Genomic DNA, 17,373 nt, shown 5'->3' with positions numbered 1-17,373 from the left:
TTATGGATAAGCGTCTTACCCGCACTGATTATTTATTTGCCCTCATGTTTATCTTTATGCTTGTTTGTATCCTCGGCGCCTTCTTCTACGGATTGAAAATCGGGCAGGAAAAATCGGATCAGAAATACGAAAAAATATTGCACGCTGACAAGGCGGTGGCGCAAGAATATGGAGCCTACGACCAGCAAGTACTCGTTTCTTACTACCATACCATCTTTTTGCCCTTTAGGGAATTTCAGAATAAATGGTTTGAATTGATGAGTCAAATCGAAGCTGGCAATTCAACCATTGACGCCTCTGCCGTGCTGAAAGAATTAAACAAGCTAGCTGACGAGAAATATGCTGCCCTCCAAAGCAAGAACATGCCGGCAACCTCACCGCTTCTCGTTCAGTCGCATCAAGGGTATCTCAAAAGCTTGAAGCTTTTTGCGGACACGCTGAAAAGTTATCAGAGCAAGGCCAATGGGCTGAGCGGACCACAACTGCTCGATGCCATTCAAAAAGACGCTTATTTCGTAGAAGCGAAAACCCAGGCGCTAACGGCTCAGAAAAATTACTTTGATTCTATTGTTGCTTGGAACGGAACAATTGATCCTGACATTGAAAATTTCGATCCTGCTAATAATGCTAACTTAGATCAGTGGCGTGCAATGAATTTAAATGTCAAAAATCTATACATAACCGCAAAACTTCTAAAAAACAAATCGTTTGCACCCTTTTACCCACAAGATTTGACGATCCGCATTGATGAGTTTATCGCTTCTGGACAAGCCAAGAAACTGAACGTCAATGACGTCAATCAAACGATGGATCTTCTGCTAAGTACAAATGCCGTTCGATCCGGCGATTTTGTGAAAGGCAAGGCCAAATGGTATACGAACGAACAGCTGCCACAGCTGCCGTTCTTCTCGGATGTCAATTAATATATCGATTATGATAGCAAAAGGAGTTAAGCGGCCTCAAGGTGCTTAACTCCTTTTTGGTGCCAATAGATACTACTCAGTCGTATTGAAAACCGCGGAGCATCGCTACTGCGGCCATGCCGCCATCTACATTAATAACGCGATCGATCCCATTCTCTTGCAAATACTCAGCAACCCGATAGCTGCGCACGCCATGCGCACATACGAGATAAATATCTTGATCTTCTGGCAGCTCTCCTAAACGATGTGGAATCTGCCCCATGGGGATCAGCTTAGCTTCATCAAGATGATAAAAATCCCATTCATGTTGTTCCCTCACATCAATAATGATGCTGTCCTTCAACGTCTGTTGATCAAGTGCTTCAACAAATTTCTGCGGGTGAATACTTGATATGTCCACTTATGCACTTCCTCCCTAGCCTGCTGCAAATACAATTCCTATTTATCAGTACATTAGCGAAAATCGTGACAAAATACAAGCAAAAATAGCATTGCTTTCTAAGGGTCGTTGCTTTAAAATAAACAAAAATGCTATCACATCGATGTCAAACAGGGCTTTTATGTAGATTTGATGAAAATGATTCGACATGTATTGACACGATTTCAACAGCATGGTAATCTAATGAAAATTCTATCACAGTAAAGCGTTGACGGAGCCAAGCAAGTAAAGTAGTTTTCAGAGAGCCGATGGTTGGTGAGAATCGGTAACGAACATTTTGCGGAGCACTCCAGAGTTATTGCATTGAAGTTTAGTAGATGCAGTCGGAACAGGAACACGTTACAGTTCCAGGTCATTAGACCGATTGAGGCTTCTCATGCGAATGGGGAGCGAACTAGGGTGGTACCACGAAAGCAATCTCTCGTCCCTTTGGATATAGACATCCGTGTCTATTCCGGAGGGTTGGGAGTTTTTTTTATGTTCATATTCTAAGGAGGTTCGAATGATGTTTAAAGTTCTAGTATCCGATCCAATTAGTGACATGGGAATTCAAATGCTTTATGATGCAGCTGATGTTGAAGTGGTAAAACAAACTGGTCTATCCGAAGATGAGCTCGTTTCCATCATTGGTGAATATGACGCTCTCCTGGTTCGCAGCCAAACGAAAGTTACAGAGAAAATTATGAATGCGGCAGCTAAACTAAAAGTAATTGGCCGCGCAGGCGTTGGCGTAGACAACATTGATCTGGAAGCAGCAACAAAACGCGGTATTATTGTTATCAATGCACCAGACGGTAATACAATCGCCACTTGCGAGCTTACTTTTGCCATGATGATGTCCACTGCTCGTATGATTCCACAAGCTTATAAGAAAACAGTTGGCGGTGAATGGGACCGTAAGTTCATCGGTGTTGAGCTTCGTTACAAAACACTCGGTATCCTAGGAATGGGACGTATCGGAAGCGAAGTAGCCAAACGCGCGAAAGTATTCGGCATGGAAGTTATCGGGTATGACCCGTTCTTAACGGAAGAGCGTGCAGAGAAACTAGGCGTTAAGCTTGGAACTGTTAATGAGATCGTTGCGAAAGCCGACTTCATTACTGTCCACACACCACTTACACCTGAAACACGTCACTTGATCTCCAAGCCTCAATTCGAAATCATGAAACCAGGCATGCGCCTGATTAACTGTGCACGCGGCGGAATTATTGATGAAATGGCGATGGTTGAAGCAATCGATCAAGGTATCGTTGCTGGCGCCGCTTTTGACGTATTTGAAGTAGAGCCTCCACAAAAGGATCACCCTTTCTTGAACAATCCGAAAGTTATCGTAACTCCTCACCTTGGTGCTTCTACAATTGAAGCGCAAGAAAACGTTGCAATTGACGTATCGGAAGAAGTCCTTCACATTTTGCGCAATGAGCCATTCAAAAATGCGGTTAACTTGCCGCCAGTACCAGCAAATGTCTTGAACAAACTTCAACCTTACTTCGGACTTGGCGAAAAAATCGGTTCCATTCTTGGTCAAATCGCACAAGGCGCTGTCTATGAAATTGTTGTCAATTATGCTGGTGATTTGATTGATGTCGATACAAGCCAATTAACTCGTTACATTGTTAAAGGTGTTTTCCAGAACCAATTGGAAGGCATTAACATCGTTAACGCCATGCACTTGGCTAAATCACGCGATGTGAACATCGTTGTTCAAACATCGAGTTCATCAAGCACTTTCACAAACCTTGTAACAGTTACCGTTAAAACAAAACAAGAAGAAAAAACGCTTGCTGGAACTTTGCTCTCTGGTTACGGCGAACGTATCGTACGTATCGATCAATATCCAGTTGACTTTGCCGCTGAAGGCAACCTGCTGCTTATCTCCCACAACGATAAACCAGGTATCATCGGTCGTGTAGGAACGCTGTTAGGAAGCAACAATGTGAACATTGCAACGATGCAAGTAGGCCGTAAAGTGATCGGCGGATCTGCCATCATGGTTCTGACAATCGACAAACCAGCACCATCTGAAGTGTTGGCCGACCTGTCGACACAAGCTGAAATCGTGAATGTTCGTGCACTTACCGTATAATCCGATCACCAAAAGGTACAAAGTGTTTCACGAACAACAAGATTTTGTCTGAATATTCTACAAAATGAAAGGCGTTTGCTGTGAGTTTTCACAGCAAACGCCTCTTTTGTGTCGAAATTGTGACATTAATTGGTTTCGCAAGGTAGTAATATGGTAAACGTTGTGCCTTGCCCCAGCACACTCTGCGCCGTGACAATCCCGAAATGTGATTCTATAATATTTCTCACGATCGCCAGACCCAAGCCCGTGCCTCCCGATGAACCGCGCGTACGGGCTTTATCCGCTTTGTAGAACCGTTCAAAGATGAACGGCAGGTCATTGGCAGGTATCCCCTGCCCCTGGTCGGAGACCTCAATGCGAATCGCCGGCTTATTCTTATACGTAGCCGGCTCCGCTTTCATGGCAATACTGGCCCCTGAGGCCGTATGCCGGAAAGCATTGTCGAGCAGGTTCGTCAGCACCTGCTCCAGCCTGTCCTCATCCCCTCGTCCGAGGATGAGAGGCTTATCCGGCAGCGTCACGCTTAGCGCGATGCCGCGCTCTTTGGCCAGCACCGAAAACTTGCGGTGCATCCGCTTAATCAGTGAGTCGACATCGACCTCACTGATGGCAAGCTCGAGATGGCCGGCTTCCATCCGCGCCAGATCGAGCAGGTCACGGACGAGTCGCCCCATGCGGAGCGACTCGTCGTGGATGACCTGCACAAGCTCCACGCGCTCCTCCGGCGTGGAGGGAATGTCATCCAGCAGGGCTTCGCTATAGCCCTGCAGCATCGAGATCGGCGTACGCAGCTCATGCGAGACGTTCGCCACAAAGTCTTTGCGCAGCTTATCGAGAAGCTCTTCCTCCGTCACATTACGGAGAACCGCTACCGCGCCGCGTACTTCTTCGCTTTGTTCGCTCATGTATAATGGCGTCATGGCAACTGACCATACGCCGTTCTGGACATGCAGCTTGGTTGCCGCTTCCGTTGATTCGTCCACAACCGCTTCAAAGAGGGGAATCAGCGGAACAGGAATCGGAATCAAAAACGGATTGCTGTAGCTCGTTAAACCCCAATCACCGAGCGCTGTATCAGGTTTCCGGTACCGTTTGGTCTCCTCATCATCCTCCGACCATTCGATCGTGCTCCACTCCTGCACGATCTTCTCCCCTTGCGGATTGGTCAGCATAACTGAACCATTCGCATCCAACGTGATTACCGCATCGGTCATACTGTGCAAGATACTCGATAAGTGCTCTTTCTCTTGGGAAAGCTCTCGAATACTTTCCTGCATCTTCTCTCCCATATGATTAAACGTCTTAGCCAATTCACCAATTTCATCCTTGGATATAATCGGTACTCTAGTCCCGTATTCTCCTCTAGTGATGAAATCCGCAGCTTTTTTCAACTGCTGAAGCGGCCTTGTGATTTTTGCGAACAAGAAGAAAGCGAAGAAAGTAGTCATCAGGAAACCAACGATGGATACATAGATGAACAATCTGAGCATGTAGGACTGTGTCGCTTCAAGCGATTGCAGGGATTGATAAATAATGGTTGCCCCAGCAATGCTGCCCTGCAAATTTTTCAATGGAACAGCTACAACCAGATACTCTTCCCCGGCTTTTAAACGACCAATTTTAGACTTATTAATCGATTTATCGATGGTTTCCCCAGCAAATACACGTTGTAGTTCAGCATCCGTATACAAATCCGTAGCATGGAAACCACCTAACGTATTTCCTAAGGTGGAAGGCAGCGTCATTTCCTTCATTTCCCTAGAAATAACCAGCATTTTCGCATCCTGAAAGCCTAAAAGCTCGTTGCTTAGCTGATAAAACTGTTCATTATACATATGATGAGAGGCTTCTTCTGAAAAGTTCCGAGCTAGCTTCTCAATGTTTGCGGTTTGATCCTTCGCTTGGGAGAAATAATTTTCCATATAATTAACAAGAAAAAGACCTAGTATGAGCAGTACTACCCCAACTAGGCCAATGATTGTCAACCAAAGCTTACCTACGACGGTTCTGAATATAAACACGTTATTTAGGCACCTCTAGCTTATAGCCTACTCCCCACACGGTCGTAATCATCGCAGCAGCATCCGGGGAAACCTTGTTTAATTTTTCACGCAGTCTTTTGACATGGGTATCGACCGTCCGCAAATCTCCAAAAAACTCATAGTTCCAAACATCCTTCAAGAGCTCCTCACGTGAGAATACTTTATCCGGTGAAACAGCCAAGTAATGCAGCAATTCGTATTCTTTTGGCGTTAAAGCCACTTCCTGACCACCTGCAGTAACGCGGTGTGCATCATGTTCAATGATCAAGTTTGGAAACACAATGTTGTTGCTCGAGCTCGCATCCTTGGATAGATACGCCGTAGCTGAAGACCGGCGCAAAATCGCTTTAACGCGGTAAATAACTTCGCGTGGCGAGAACGGCTTCACGACATAGTCATCCGCCCCAACTTCAAATCCGCTGACCCGGTTCGTTTCCTCCCCTTTGGCTGTCAGCATGATGACGGGTGTAGACTTCACCTGGCGAAGCCTTGCACAAACTTCAATTCCGTCAATGCCAGGGAGCATGACATCAAGCAGCACTAAGTCATAGTCTGTTTCTGTCGCCATGCGCAGGGCATTCTCGCCATCCTCTGCTTCTTCAATGATATAGCCCTCTTTTTCTAAATACATGCGGAGCAATCTCCGAATACGTTCTTCATCATCAACAACGAGTATGCTAGCTTTCATTTCCATGGAGCTTCACATCCTTATCTAAATTAAGTTCGAATTGTTTTATACACCTGCATAGGAGTGCAGCCCCGCAATAACAAGGTTTACCCCAACTAACGTAAACATCACCACAATAAAGCCGATAACGGTTAACCATGCTGACTTCTTACCTTGCCAACCCTTGGACAACCGAAGATGTAAAAATACGGCGTAGAATAACCAAGTTATCAATGCCCATACTTCTTTGGGATCCCAGCCCCAGAATCGTCCCCACGCTTCCTGAGCCCAAATCATCGCAAATATCAATGCGCCCAGTGTAAAAATCGGATAGCCGATAGCAATAGCCCGATAGCTGATTTCATCGAGATCCTCAGGATCCATGCCTTTGACGATTGGACCAATAGCAGCCCCTAGAGGTTTGCGAGCAACTAGTCTGGCTAGCCAATAAAGCACAAGGCCACCGAGAATGGACCAAATTACCGTGTTCAGTTTACGCCCCGCACTCGCGCCTTCCATCCAAGATGGTGCTGTAAATAAAGGTTCCTTCACACCTAAGAACGGCTTCATTTCAACCACTTTCGTATTGTAAGGCTTCACGATTGGAGGAAGTACGTAAGTCTCGTTTTGAATATTCGTTTGCTGCTGGCCTTGCGCATCCATAACGGTGACCTCTTTGGAGAATACAGCTTTATAGCCTGAACCGTTAAATGTAAAAATAGAAGCAATAAATGCGATTAGCATTAGGATAAAAAAGAGGGTTAGCTCTACGCCTCTTTGTTCGCGCTTTTCCGTTTTGCTTGTGCCTTTAAAGTCCACAGCACGCAGCAGATACATAAGTCCGCCAGCGAAACCGACGCCGAAGAATGCTTCTCCAGTTGCAGCTGTCGTTACGTGGATCTTCAGCCAGTAACTCTGCAGAGCCGGAATCAGAGGCTGTACCTCGCTCGGAAAAACAGAGGCATAAGCAATGATAATAAATCCGATCGGCAATGCGAAAACACCAAGTACTGGTGTGCGATAAATGAGATAAACGATCAAGAAAGCAAACATGATCATCATCCCTAAGAAGGTCATGAATTCATACATATTCGAAGTCGGAATATGATTCCCTTCCGCCCATCTTGTAAAAAAGAACGTCACTTGGCAGGCAAAGCCGACAACTGAGGTCAGGAAGGCTGCGAACCCCCACTGTCTCTGATGCTGCTCCGGATCACGATTACTCCACTTTTTACCTGTAATCGAGAGGACGAAAAGCAAAAATGCTGCCAGGTAAACGAAAAACGCTATAAGTAAAAAGGTGCTGCTGACTGAATTGACATTCACCCCTGGTTCCCTCCATTGTCTAATGATTTCGGCAGTACTTCCAAGTTATTTTTCTTTAAGGCTGCTGCAACCTCATTACGTAAGCCGAACCAGTTCTTGTTCGTGTGTCCACCGAGCGTAAGTTTACCTTCGTCGATGCGAATCCAGATACGGCGGTGCTGCCAGTAAAAGCCCATAATGACCCCAATCATGAATATCGCGGAACCAACCCAAATATAAGGCATTGCTTTGTCTACACGGATGTTCAGATAAGTGGTATAGTTGGCAAACTGCACGCCTTCCATGGTTCCGACCGCGATCTTCAGCTTCTGGCTAATCGCTCCGTTGATCGTGTCTTGGGAGAATGCTTCTTTATCAATTTGTCTTGGGAAATACAAGTACGGTTCACCATTTGCAGCTAACCCCGGGCCTGTAATACTAAAAATAAATGCTGGAGCTTTCGGCTCATTCGACTTGGAGATAGGTTGTCCTTTCTCTAAGCCAAACTCAGGGAAGAACCCTTTTAATGTCAGCTTGTAAGGCCCTACTTGATAAACATCCTTCGGGTTATTCATCGGCAAATCGAAACTTCCATACGTTTCACCCGTTGTAGGATTGCTTAATGTTGGTTTGACCGAGATCAGTAGCGGCGTCGCTTTGTAGTCAAATTGATACGCTTGCAAACCTTTATAATCTAGAGGATGATTCACCAAAATATTCGCTTTATGCACTTCTTCCAAAACCGGCTCTTTCGTAGAATCATCACAATTCGCCGTGCAATGATACAGAACAGCCTGAGTTTCATACGTTTTGGGTACGACTTGTCCCTTGGACTTGATGCTTTCAGGTAAATCCTTTTCGTCATAAAGCTCTAAAGTAAACTTTTCGTTTTTAATAAAATAAGATGAATGGGGGATGGCTTTGGTTTCACCTTCCAGAATACCCATATACTCATCCATATGCCAACCTGGGATGCTTCTCATTAAGACACCGATCAGAAAAATAATAAGACCAATGTGGTTAATATAAGGGCCCCAACGGCTGAAACGGTATTTCTCGGCCAGAAGTGCCGTCCCATCCTTATGTATGCGGTAATTTTTTTTGCGTAAAAGCACGCCAAGCTTATCCGTCCACGCTGCTTCATCTGTTCCTTGTGGCAAATCTGTCACTAGGGTAACCTTTTGCCGAGTCAAGAAATTAAGATGCTTGCGGATTTGTTGCTTGGACAAAGCACGGTAAAGCGGCAATACACGGTCCAAACTGCAAATGACAAGTGATGTTCCGATCATAAACAGCAAGGTGATGAACCACCATGAGTTAAATGTGTGTGATAAACCGAGAAAGTGATATATCGTTCCCAATTTCCCGTACGTTTCCGAATAATACTGCGCAGGATCCATATCTAAAAACGTGTTCTCTTGTGGATAGATCGTACCAACGGCAGAAGCCAGCAAGGTGATGAAAATAATCCATACCGCTATTTTAACCGAGGAGAAGAAATTCCAGACTTTATCTAAAATAGAGGGGTTGGATTTCTGCGAACGGCGGGCCATACCGTCATAGCGCATTTCAAGTATATCTCTGCCATCCGTATCGATCAGCGGATTCCCGCAGGATTCACAGAGCGTTGTTCCTGTGGGGTTCTGATGCCCACAATCGCATTTGGTGTTGTAGAACATGATGACCTCCTGAAAACTCTAAGCATTCAATCTGATTAAGACTTAACGGCAAGCTTCGCGAGTGTTTCATCAACAAAAGCTTCTGTCATTTGCCCAATTTTTTTGACGGCTACTTTGCCGTCTGCACTAATAAAGAAAGTCGTCGGATAGTCCATTACGCCATATTGCTTGCGCACAACTTCCTTCGCATCCAGCAGCACAGGCATATTCAAGCTATACTGATCCATGAAGCCTTGTACTGTCACTTTGTTTTTGTCGACGTTTACTTCTAAGAATACGACGCCTTCTTTGCTCCATTTGTCATACTGCTTTTGCAGAGCAGGCATTTCTTCCTTGCACGGCGGACAGAAAGTGCCCCAGAAATTAATCAACACCGGCTTTCCCTTGTATTCCGATAGCTCATGTGTCTTGCCATCTAAGCCGACTAACGAGAAGTTCGTCGCTTTGTCGCCAACTTGGGGATATTTTTTACTGTCAGAAGCCGACAAATTCGTAATAATGGTAAACACGCCAATAATAAGCACGATCGCAAAGATCCCGATCTGTACCCATTTCTTTCTTGCACCCACGATTAATCACCTTCGCTTTTTCTTTAGCTATGTTAGTTTTTTCACATAGAGGGAATATCTTTATTATAACGAAAAGAAGGCCAATTCTTATTGGCCTTTTTGAACGTTATGTGTCTTGAGAGCCTCGTTCCTAAGCTCCTCAACCTCTTTGGGCGTCAAGTGGCGATACTTCGATCTTGGCAGGCCTGTAAGAAAGATTGGACCGAATTTAATCCGTTTCAAGCGGATCACTGGGAAGGAAATTGCCTCGAACATCCGTCTGACTTGTCGATTCCTGCCTTCGTAGATCGTTATCTGAATGACGGACTCATTCTTCTCTAAATTCACATCCGCATACTCAACCTCAGCAGGTGCTGTCAGCCCGTCTTCTAACTGTATGCCCGTTTTTAGCTTATCTAATAACGTTCCGTGCGGCACGCCTTTGACAGTTGCTTGATACGTCTTCGGTACATGATGCTTAGGATGCGTGAGCAGATGAGCAAATTCCCCGTCATTTGTTAAAATGAGCAAGCCTTCCGTATCATAATCCAATCGACCGACTGGATACACGCGTTCTCTTATGCCTGGCAAGAAGTCTGTAACTACTTTACGTCCCTCAGGGTCTGTCGCGCTTGTAATGACACCCTTTGGTTTATGTAAAATCACATATATCTTCTTTTGTTGGCCGATAGCTCGTCCATCGACTCTGATTTCATCCTCAGCCGGGTTCACCTTAACGCCAAGCGTCGTGACAACTTCACCGTTCACTTGTACACGTCCCGCAGTGATGATTTCTTCACATTTCCGGCGGGATGCGACCCCCGCTTCGGCTAATACCTTTTGCAGTCTTTCCATTATCCGCTTTCACCTCAAGCTAATGATAACGGAGTTGACTGCAAATCACAAGAGCACGGGCTCAGCTAAACACTAAATAGCAGATGACAATCGACGCAACGAAGCCAACGAGATCGGAAATCAGCCCTACTTTCAAGGCATACCCTGCCTTACGAATGCCAATCGCTCCAAAATACACCGTAATCACATACAAGGTTGTATCTGTACTTCCCTGTACGGTAGAGGCAATTCGGCCAATCATAGAGTCAGGACCGAATTGCTCGATTAAATCGGTCGTAAAAGCGAGGGAGCCCGCTCCAGTTATCGGGCGTAAAATGGCCAGCGGCAGAACTTCGGTAGGAACGCCGATACTCTCAAAGAAGGGCCGCATCCAGCCAATTAACAAATCCATCGCACCCGATGCGCGGAATACCGAAATGGCTACCATCATGCCGACCAGATGCGGAATGATTTTGATTGCTGTGTCAAAGCCCTCCTTGGCGCCGTCGACGAACGATTCATAGACAGGCACCTTCCGATAAGCCGCATATAAAGGGATGAACACGATCATGATGGGGATGGCCCATGCAGAGATGAGAGAAACGAAGGCATACATGCGTAATCATCCTTTCAGAGGAGGGATGGGAGAGCGAGACCTTCGGTACCATCGATCCACAAAAATAGCAACAGCCGTCGAGATTATCGTAGCAATCAGCGTTGTTCCCACGATCTCCGCGGGGTTGACGGAGTTATAATTCATTCGTATGGCAATTAACGTAGTAGGAATTAACGTAATGCTTGAAGTATTCAATGCAAGCAGCGTACACATCGCAGTACTTGCTGTGTCCTTATCCCCATTGAGCTTCTGCAGCTCTTGCATGGCTTTGATCCCCATCGGCGTTGCCGCATTACCCAGACCAAGGATGTTAGCGCTCATGTTCGACATGATGTAACCGATAGCCGGATGGTTTTTGGGGACGCTCGGGAACAAGAAACGAACGGCTGGCTGCAGTAATCTGGCAAGCTTGCTCAGAAGGCCTCCATCCTCGGCGATCCGCATCATGCCCATCCAAAATACAAGCACGCTAATGAGTCCGAAGCAGACCGTCACGCCGCTCTTCGCACCGTCGAAAGCTGCTTGTGTCACGGCTTCAATATTCCCATTCAAAGCAGCAACAACGAAGCCGATGACGATAAAAAACAACCAAATCCAGTTCACCATATCGATGGCCTCCTTGCGAACTCTCTAGTCCGCCCACTCTGATCTAGAGATCGAAAACAATTCCTGAATTAACATCCGGCATATTAAACTATAATGGGAGAGCAGCGTCTCTTGATAAGGCTTACTCTCTTGAAAAGAGAATGTAGACTGACTCTGCGCTTGTAACAACGGACTCGCCTTATCGTAGATTGGCACCGTTTGAATCAGTTTCTGCTGAAGTGAAAACTGTATAGTCCCCCGCTCGGCTAATCGATACGACGTCGAAGCAGGATCAACCAGTTTCACTTGATGCGTCAATTGGGCCGATTCTCCTTCTGCTAAAGGATAAGAGAACGTTCTGCCCGCTACCCAAGGCGTCCCTTCGACGGTATCGCCTTTGTTCACAATCGTCTGCAGAGGGTAATAATTAAAACCGTATTGCAGCAGCCTTGCGTGATCTGCCCAATCATCGCCATCATTGAGCGTGACGACAGCGAGCTGTTGGCCGTTCCTGGTCGCTGAGGACACAAGACAACGCTTAGCCAGCTTCGTGTAACCTGTTTTCACACCGTCTGCTCCTTCGAAGAGGGAGAGCATTTTGTTTTTGTTCAACCACGAATAGTCCCATGCTTCATTCGGGTTTGGCACTTTTTTCAGCTTCGTCGAGACAATTTCCTTGAACACTGGATTCTTAAGCGCGTAAGCGGTAAGCTTGGCCATATCGTTTGGACTGGAACGGTGACCTTCCCCCTCATCAAGCCCGGAAGGATTCGTAAAATGCGAATGATCCATGCCAAGCGATCGCGCTTTCTCGTTCATTAGGTAGACAAAACCTTCCACGCTTCCGCCTACATTTTCCGCAATGGCCGTAGCAGCGTCATTCCCTGAGCGCAGCATTAAGCCATAGAGCATATCATGCAGCCTCATCTCTTCACCGAGTTTTAGATAAATCGATGAGCCTTCTTTGCCGAAGGCCGTTTTCGTGACCTTCACTTTATCATTCAGCTTCCCTTGTTCAATCGCGATAATGGCGGTCATGATTTTGGTCAAGGAGGCAATTCGCATAGGCGTGTCCCCTTTTTCACTATAAAGGATGCGTCCGGACTCTACGTCAATTAGCGAAGCGCCAACTGCATGGGTACGAATGCCCGGAGGCGCTGCATCCACTTGCGCCCAAGGTGCGAGCAATAGACTGATCAGTGCGCTGCACAAGATGATGAACCTAGATCTTTTCTTCATCGTTATCCCCCTACTTACCAAATAGACAAGACAAAAACTTTGTACAAGTATATGCTTTTGAAATGGGGATATGTCCAAGTCCTGTTATTTACAAAATGAGCATGCATCGGTATAATGAGTTGGAATTGAATAACGAGATCACCGGAGGAGTCTGTCATTACAGGCTCCTTTTTGCCGTTTTCGGGTACTCCCGGGAAATCTGGTTAAGAACCGCTCGCTTGTGTCATAACTAAATTGGAACATGATGGAGGTCAACGATGCTTACATGGATAGCTTTAATTATCTTTTTAGTCACTTATGCGTTCATTATTTCGGAAAAAATTAATCGTGCGGTAATTGCTTTACTAGGTGCAGTGATCATGGTATTCGCGGGTATTCTGGATGTTCACAACGTATTCAAGCAGTACATCGAATGGGAAACCATCACCTTGCTAATCGGGATGATGATTCTAGTCGGTGTTACAAACCAAACAGGTGTATTTCAGTTTGTTGCCATACGCGCCGCCAAAGCTGTCAAAGGTGATCCTATGAAGATCTTGCTTGTTCTAGCCACATTAACTGCGTTTGGTTCTGCCCTTTTGGACAATGTAACTACCGTTTTACTAGTTGTCCCCGTTACAATCGCCATCACACGCATATTGGAAATAAATCCTGTCCCTTTTCTTATGGCTGAAATTATTGCTTCTAATATCGGTGGAACTGCTACGCTAATAGGCGATCCGCCTAACATCATGATTGGGTCCGCGAATCCGCATTTAACGTTTAATGCCTTTGCGCTCCACCTCGGTCCGATTGCTCTACTCATTATGATTGTATCGCTTGTCATGCTTTACCTCATGTTCCGGAAGCAGATGCATCCCAATCCTGAGCGCCAAGCCAAATTGATGGAGATGAATGAGAGAGAGGTTATCAAAGATCAGCGGCTAATGATCAAATCTCTTATTATCTTAGCTCTGACCCTTATCGGGTTTATGCTACATGCAGTTATTCATGTAGACGCGGCAGTTGTTGCGATTACAGGGGCGGTTTTACTCATGCTTTTCGGATTAAAAGAGCACGATGTGGAAAAAGCTTTGGCCTCGATTGAGTGGGTGACGATTTTCTTCTTCGCGGGATTATTTAGCCTAGTCGGGGGACTTCAAGAGGTTGGACTCATTAAAAAGCTGGCCATGCTTGCGCTGGACGTGACAGAAGGCAATATGCAAAGCGCCTCTTTGCTTATTCTTTGGGGCTCCGGTCTGGCTTCAGCAACCATTGACAACATTCCGTTTGTCGCTACCATGATACCTCTCATCAAAGATATGGCTGACGGACTCGGCCTTGCCGTAGATTCAGCGCCAATCAACACGCTATGGTGGTCACTTGCTTTAGGGGCTTGTTTAGGTGGAAATGGCACCATTATCGGTGCATCAGCGAATGTCATCGTGGCTGGCCTCGCGGCCAAAGAGGGGAAGGGTTTTAGCTATTTGGATTTTTTAAAAGTAGGCGTTCCTATTACGTTGGTCTCTTTGCTTCTAGCGCATGTTTATATTTATCTTCGTTACCTACTGTGAGCACAATGAAAAAAAGCTGTCACAGAGGACAGCCCAGACGATAACCGATCACTTAAACGATGAAATTTTGATTCTCGATATTCGTTACGTTGTTCGCGCCGTTTGTTCCGACTGTGCCTTGCTTCGTGTTGAAGCCTTTGATCATACTTTGAATCCGGTCTACGACTTGCGGCGCAGAATCTATGAGGCGCTCCAGAATATGCGTCTGGTTGTCGAGAGGAACAACCTTAACGCCATTTTTGCCAACAACGAGGAAGGCAATTGGTGTAATGGAAACCCCTCCGCCGCTGCCGCCTCCGAATGGAAGGGAAACCTTCGCATTCAGCGCATCGCTTTTGCCCATCGAGCCGCCATCAATCTCAATTTCGGAATCGGTCACGAACTCACTGCCTCCCGCCGCAAATCCGAAACCGACTTTGGATATTGGCATTATGACACTGCCATCCGGGGTTTCAACCGGGTCTCCGACAATCGTGTTCACGTCGACCATTTCTTTGATATTTTCCATGGCGACTTTCATGAGACCTTGAATTGGGTGTTCTGACATGATAATATTCCTCCTTAGCGTTTTTCGCCATTAAAAACTGGCATCGGAAGCTTAATCGTCTAAGACCAATATTGGTTCTTTTTTAGAGTACCCTTAGAGGAATATCGTTATGTACATCATGAAGCTGTTTTAAGCCGCGACCTTGCTTTGAGGGCTATTTGAATCCAGGTGCGGATGCCGCCTTTTACTTTAGATGCCCTAACCATCAGCCTCACACCTGCAAAAACCATATGCCAGACGCGGATTCGGGCCGCAACTCTTACTTCCGTTGAGAAATGTTTCTCATTGAATTGCGGTATCACATCTACCCGCGGTGTTGCTTTCACCTGAACATAACGCATGGTAAACCCTAGAAGCGAAGATTTGATCCCCCAAATCGCTCCCGTCGTAATAGCCGTTTCCGGGGCATCTCCCACACCCACGCGTGTAATCCATTTGAGCTCTGTACATTCCACTTTAGCTAAGGTTTGTTTCGTCCAATCATACAGATTAAGAGTATGAACCAGGACGTCTTTTGTCTCTTTATAAAATTGAATCACTTTGTCCTTCGTAATATGATCCTTGCTTTCATCTTTCAGCTTCGCGTATGTTTTACTCACGATTTCAGATTTAATAAGGATTCCTTTCGTGAATCCCTTGAACTGTATAATGGGGATGACGTAGCGATAACGGATTAACCCAAATAACGCACGCATCTCCAAAGAAAGTGTGTCATTATCTTTCACCCTAGAGAAATAAAACTCTCCCCGAATGAAACTGAGCAGCACAATGATAATGGCAAGGATGACGACTAGAAGCACGAATCCTACCCACAACAACCCCATTCTCCCCCTTAACAAAAAAACTCCACAGCTAGAAGATATCTTCTGGCAAGTAGAGTTAGTATGAGCTAATTTAGGAAATGAAATGCATTTAGGTTATTCGGTTTCCTCCGAAACATCATCGAGCGTAATCTGTTTCTGATCCCCGCCCATCCGGTCAAACAACATGCGAGTCTCTTCCTCCAAATCAAAATTGCCTTGGAAGCTGCCTGAATCCGGTAGCTCTTGGATGGAGCTGAGCCCGAAATACTCGAGAAATTGCTTGGATGTCCCATACAAGATTGGTTTACCTACAGCATCTGCCCGTCCGACTTCTAAAATAAGATCTTTTCCTACTAAGGTTGCCAAAGCACGATCACATTTCACGCCACGTATTTCTTCGATTTCTACCCTTGTAATTGGTTGCTTATAAGCAACAATGGATAAAGTCTCAAGTGCAGCTTGAGATAAAGAGGAACGAGAAGGCGTATAAGCCAGACGCTCAAAATAGGGCGCATGCTCAGCCAATGTGGTTAACTGGTAAGCACCTGCCACCTCGACAATCTGAACTCCTCTTCCCTTGCGTTTAAATTCCGTTCGCATATCTTTAAGCAAATCACGAACGATGTACAAATCAAGCTCCATGACCTCAGCTAACTGCTTGGCGTCCAATCCCTCGTCACCAGAGGCAAAGAGCAGTCCTTCAATAATTGATTTCATCTGTGGAAAACTGAGTGTCAATGTCAGAGACCTCCTCTTTGGCTTGAATAACGATATCTTCAAATAATTGATATTGATAGCATACGACTTTTTTCATTTTCATCAATTCAAGAATGGCTAAAAAGGTGACGACAATCTCTTCCCGGGTCATTTCGTAATCGAACAACTTCGAGAAAAGCAGCTTGCCGCCTTTTACTTTTAGCAAATCCATAACCTCTCTAATCCGTTCCTTGACGGAAATCTCATCTCTTCGAATTCTAGTAACAATATTGCGGTTCACCAGCTTGCGAAGTGTCCGCTGAAAAGCGAATAACAAATCAGCCACGTCCAGCCCCTCAACAGGGTTCTCCTGCACATGAGGCAAGAACGGCGTCAAGTCTTCGGGCTCACGCGTATACACCAAGCTCCGCTCTACTTCTTTGTCTCTGAGCATATCAGCGATAGACTTGTACTTTCTGTACTCAATAAGTTTAGCGACCAACTCTGCGCGAGGATCAAGCTCATCGTTCATATCGTCAAAATATTCGTCAAATTCAATAACAGGCGGCTTAGGCAGCAGCATTTTGCTTTTGATAGAGAGAAGCGTAGCAGCCATAACAAGAAACTCACTTGTAATCTCCAACTCCAACTCTTGCATAGCTTGTACATAAGCCAGATATTGATCTGTAATTTCTTTGACTGGAATATTATAAATGTCAAGTTCATCTTTATCGATTAGATGCAGCAAAAGATCAAGGGGGCCTTCAAAAGCTTCTAACTTATAGGTAACTTTCATGTTAATCTCCCCCTT

General features: G+C 45.6%; 17 protein-coding genes and 1 other annotated feature. Of the genes, 3 read left to right on the top strand and 14 right to left on the bottom strand.

Features of this window, described 5'->3' with window-relative positions:
- The first annotated feature begins 2 nt into the window (after positions 1–2).
- Positions 3–923, top strand: a complete 921-nt coding sequence (locus GQF01_RS19895) for a hypothetical protein (protein WP_161408466.1) — start codon at positions 3–5, stop codon at positions 921–923.
- 76 nt (positions 924–999) lie between these two features.
- On the opposite strand, the gene GQF01_RS19890 is transcribed toward GQF01_RS19895, so the two are convergent.
- Positions 1,000–1,323: a rhodanese-like domain-containing protein gene (locus GQF01_RS19890; RefSeq protein ID WP_328803491.1), complete on the bottom strand. Its 324-nt coding sequence runs from the start codon at positions 1,321–1,323 to the stop codon at positions 1,000–1,002.
- A gap of 238 nt (positions 1,324–1,561) precedes the next feature.
- Positions 1,562–1,794, top strand: a binding site (T-box leader).
- 73 nt (positions 1,795–1,867) lie between these two features.
- On the opposite strand from GQF01_RS19890, the gene serA reads away from it, so the two are divergent.
- A complete protein-coding gene (gene serA, locus GQF01_RS19885) occupies positions 1,868–3,448 on the top strand; it encodes a phosphoglycerate dehydrogenase (protein ID WP_161408465.1) in 1,581 nt (526 codons plus the stop codon).
- A gap of 125 nt (positions 3,449–3,573) precedes the next feature.
- Here the strand turns inward: serA and GQF01_RS19880 are convergent, their stop codons facing one another.
- From GQF01_RS19880 to GQF01_RS19840, 9 genes are all read right to left on the bottom strand, one after another.
- Positions 3,574–5,469 carry a HAMP domain-containing sensor histidine kinase gene (locus GQF01_RS19880; protein WP_161408464.1) on the bottom strand — a complete coding sequence of 632 codons (1,896 nt, stop codon included), beginning with the start codon at positions 5,467–5,469 and terminating at the stop codon, positions 3,574–3,576.
- Position 5,470: 1 nt separating this feature from the next.
- Positions 5,471–6,184: a response regulator transcription factor gene (locus tag GQF01_RS19875; RefSeq protein ID WP_127451191.1), complete on the bottom strand. Its 714-nt coding sequence runs from the start codon at positions 6,182–6,184 to the stop codon at positions 5,471–5,473.
- Positions 6,185–6,223: 39 nt separating this feature from the next.
- Complete coding sequence (gene ccsA, locus GQF01_RS19870) at positions 6,224–7,483, bottom strand: cytochrome c biogenesis protein CcsA (RefSeq protein ID WP_161408463.1); 1,260 nt, start codon at positions 7,481–7,483, stop codon at positions 6,224–6,226.
- Positions 7,480–9,141, bottom strand: a complete 1,662-nt coding sequence (resB, locus tag GQF01_RS19865) for a cytochrome c biogenesis protein ResB (RefSeq protein WP_161408462.1) — start codon at positions 9,139–9,141, stop codon at positions 7,480–7,482. The genes ccsA and resB overlap by 4 nt, the downstream gene beginning before the upstream one ends.
- Positions 9,142–9,176: 35 nt before the next feature.
- On the bottom strand, positions 9,177–9,710 hold the full coding sequence (locus GQF01_RS19860) for a redoxin domain-containing protein (protein WP_161408461.1): 534 nt from the start codon (positions 9,708–9,710) through the stop codon (positions 9,177–9,179).
- 87 nt (positions 9,711–9,797) lie between these two features.
- Positions 9,798–10,544, bottom strand: coding sequence for a pseudouridine synthase (locus GQF01_RS19855; protein ID WP_161408460.1), 747 nt, complete (start codon positions 10,542–10,544; stop codon positions 9,798–9,800).
- Positions 10,545–10,605: 61 nt separating this feature from the next.
- The gene (locus tag GQF01_RS19850; protein WP_145655342.1) at positions 10,606–11,139 is read right to left on the bottom strand and encodes a spore maturation protein; all 534 of its coding nucleotides are present in this window, start codon (positions 11,137–11,139) and stop codon (positions 10,606–10,608) included.
- Positions 11,140–11,145: 6 nt separating this feature from the next.
- On the bottom strand, positions 11,146–11,745 hold the full coding sequence (locus tag GQF01_RS19845; RefSeq protein ID WP_145655343.1) for a nucleoside recognition domain-containing protein: 600 nt from the start codon (positions 11,743–11,745) through the stop codon (positions 11,146–11,148).
- A 24-nt stretch (positions 11,746–11,769) separates the two neighbouring features.
- A complete protein-coding gene (locus GQF01_RS19840) occupies positions 11,770–12,963 on the bottom strand; it encodes a D-alanyl-D-alanine carboxypeptidase family protein (RefSeq protein ID WP_161408459.1) in 1,194 nt (397 codons plus the stop codon).
- A gap of 257 nt (positions 12,964–13,220) precedes the next feature.
- Here GQF01_RS19840 and GQF01_RS19835 point away from each other — a divergent pair, with 257 nt between their 5' ends.
- Complete coding sequence (locus tag GQF01_RS19835; RefSeq protein ID WP_161408458.1) at positions 13,221–14,516, top strand: ArsB/NhaD family transporter; 1,296 nt, start codon at positions 13,221–13,223, stop codon at positions 14,514–14,516.
- A 52-nt stretch (positions 14,517–14,568) separates the two neighbouring features.
- On the opposite strand, the gene ytfJ is transcribed toward GQF01_RS19835, so the two are convergent.
- From ytfJ to GQF01_RS19815, 4 genes are all read right to left on the bottom strand, one after another.
- Positions 14,569–15,063 (bottom strand): GerW family sporulation protein, encoded by a 495-nt coding sequence (ytfJ, locus tag GQF01_RS19830; RefSeq protein ID WP_161408457.1) that lies wholly within the window; start codon positions 15,061–15,063, stop codon positions 14,569–14,571.
- 116 nt (positions 15,064–15,179) lie between these two features.
- Positions 15,180–15,887: a DUF2953 domain-containing protein gene (locus GQF01_RS19825; protein WP_161408456.1), complete on the bottom strand. Its 708-nt coding sequence runs from the start codon at positions 15,885–15,887 to the stop codon at positions 15,180–15,182.
- A 93-nt stretch (positions 15,888–15,980) separates the two neighbouring features.
- Positions 15,981–16,583, bottom strand: a complete 603-nt coding sequence (gene scpB, locus GQF01_RS19820) for an SMC-Scp complex subunit ScpB (RefSeq protein ID WP_145656000.1) — start codon at positions 16,581–16,583, stop codon at positions 15,981–15,983.
- Positions 16,567–17,358, bottom strand: a complete 792-nt coding sequence (locus GQF01_RS19815) for a segregation and condensation protein A (protein WP_161408455.1) — start codon at positions 17,356–17,358, stop codon at positions 16,567–16,569. The genes scpB and GQF01_RS19815 overlap by 17 nt, the downstream gene beginning before the upstream one ends.
- Between the last annotated feature and the right edge of the window lie 15 nt (positions 17,359–17,373).

Origin of the sequence: Paenibacillus silvestris, assembly GCF_009882985.1 — a bacterium.
In the GTDB taxonomy this organism is placed as follows: domain Bacteria; phylum Bacillota; class Bacilli; order Paenibacillales; family NBRC-103111; genus Paenibacillus_E; species Paenibacillus_E silvestris.
The sequence above is the reverse complement of the archived record's forward strand: the minus strand, read 5'-3'. Positions and strand labels throughout refer to the sequence as shown.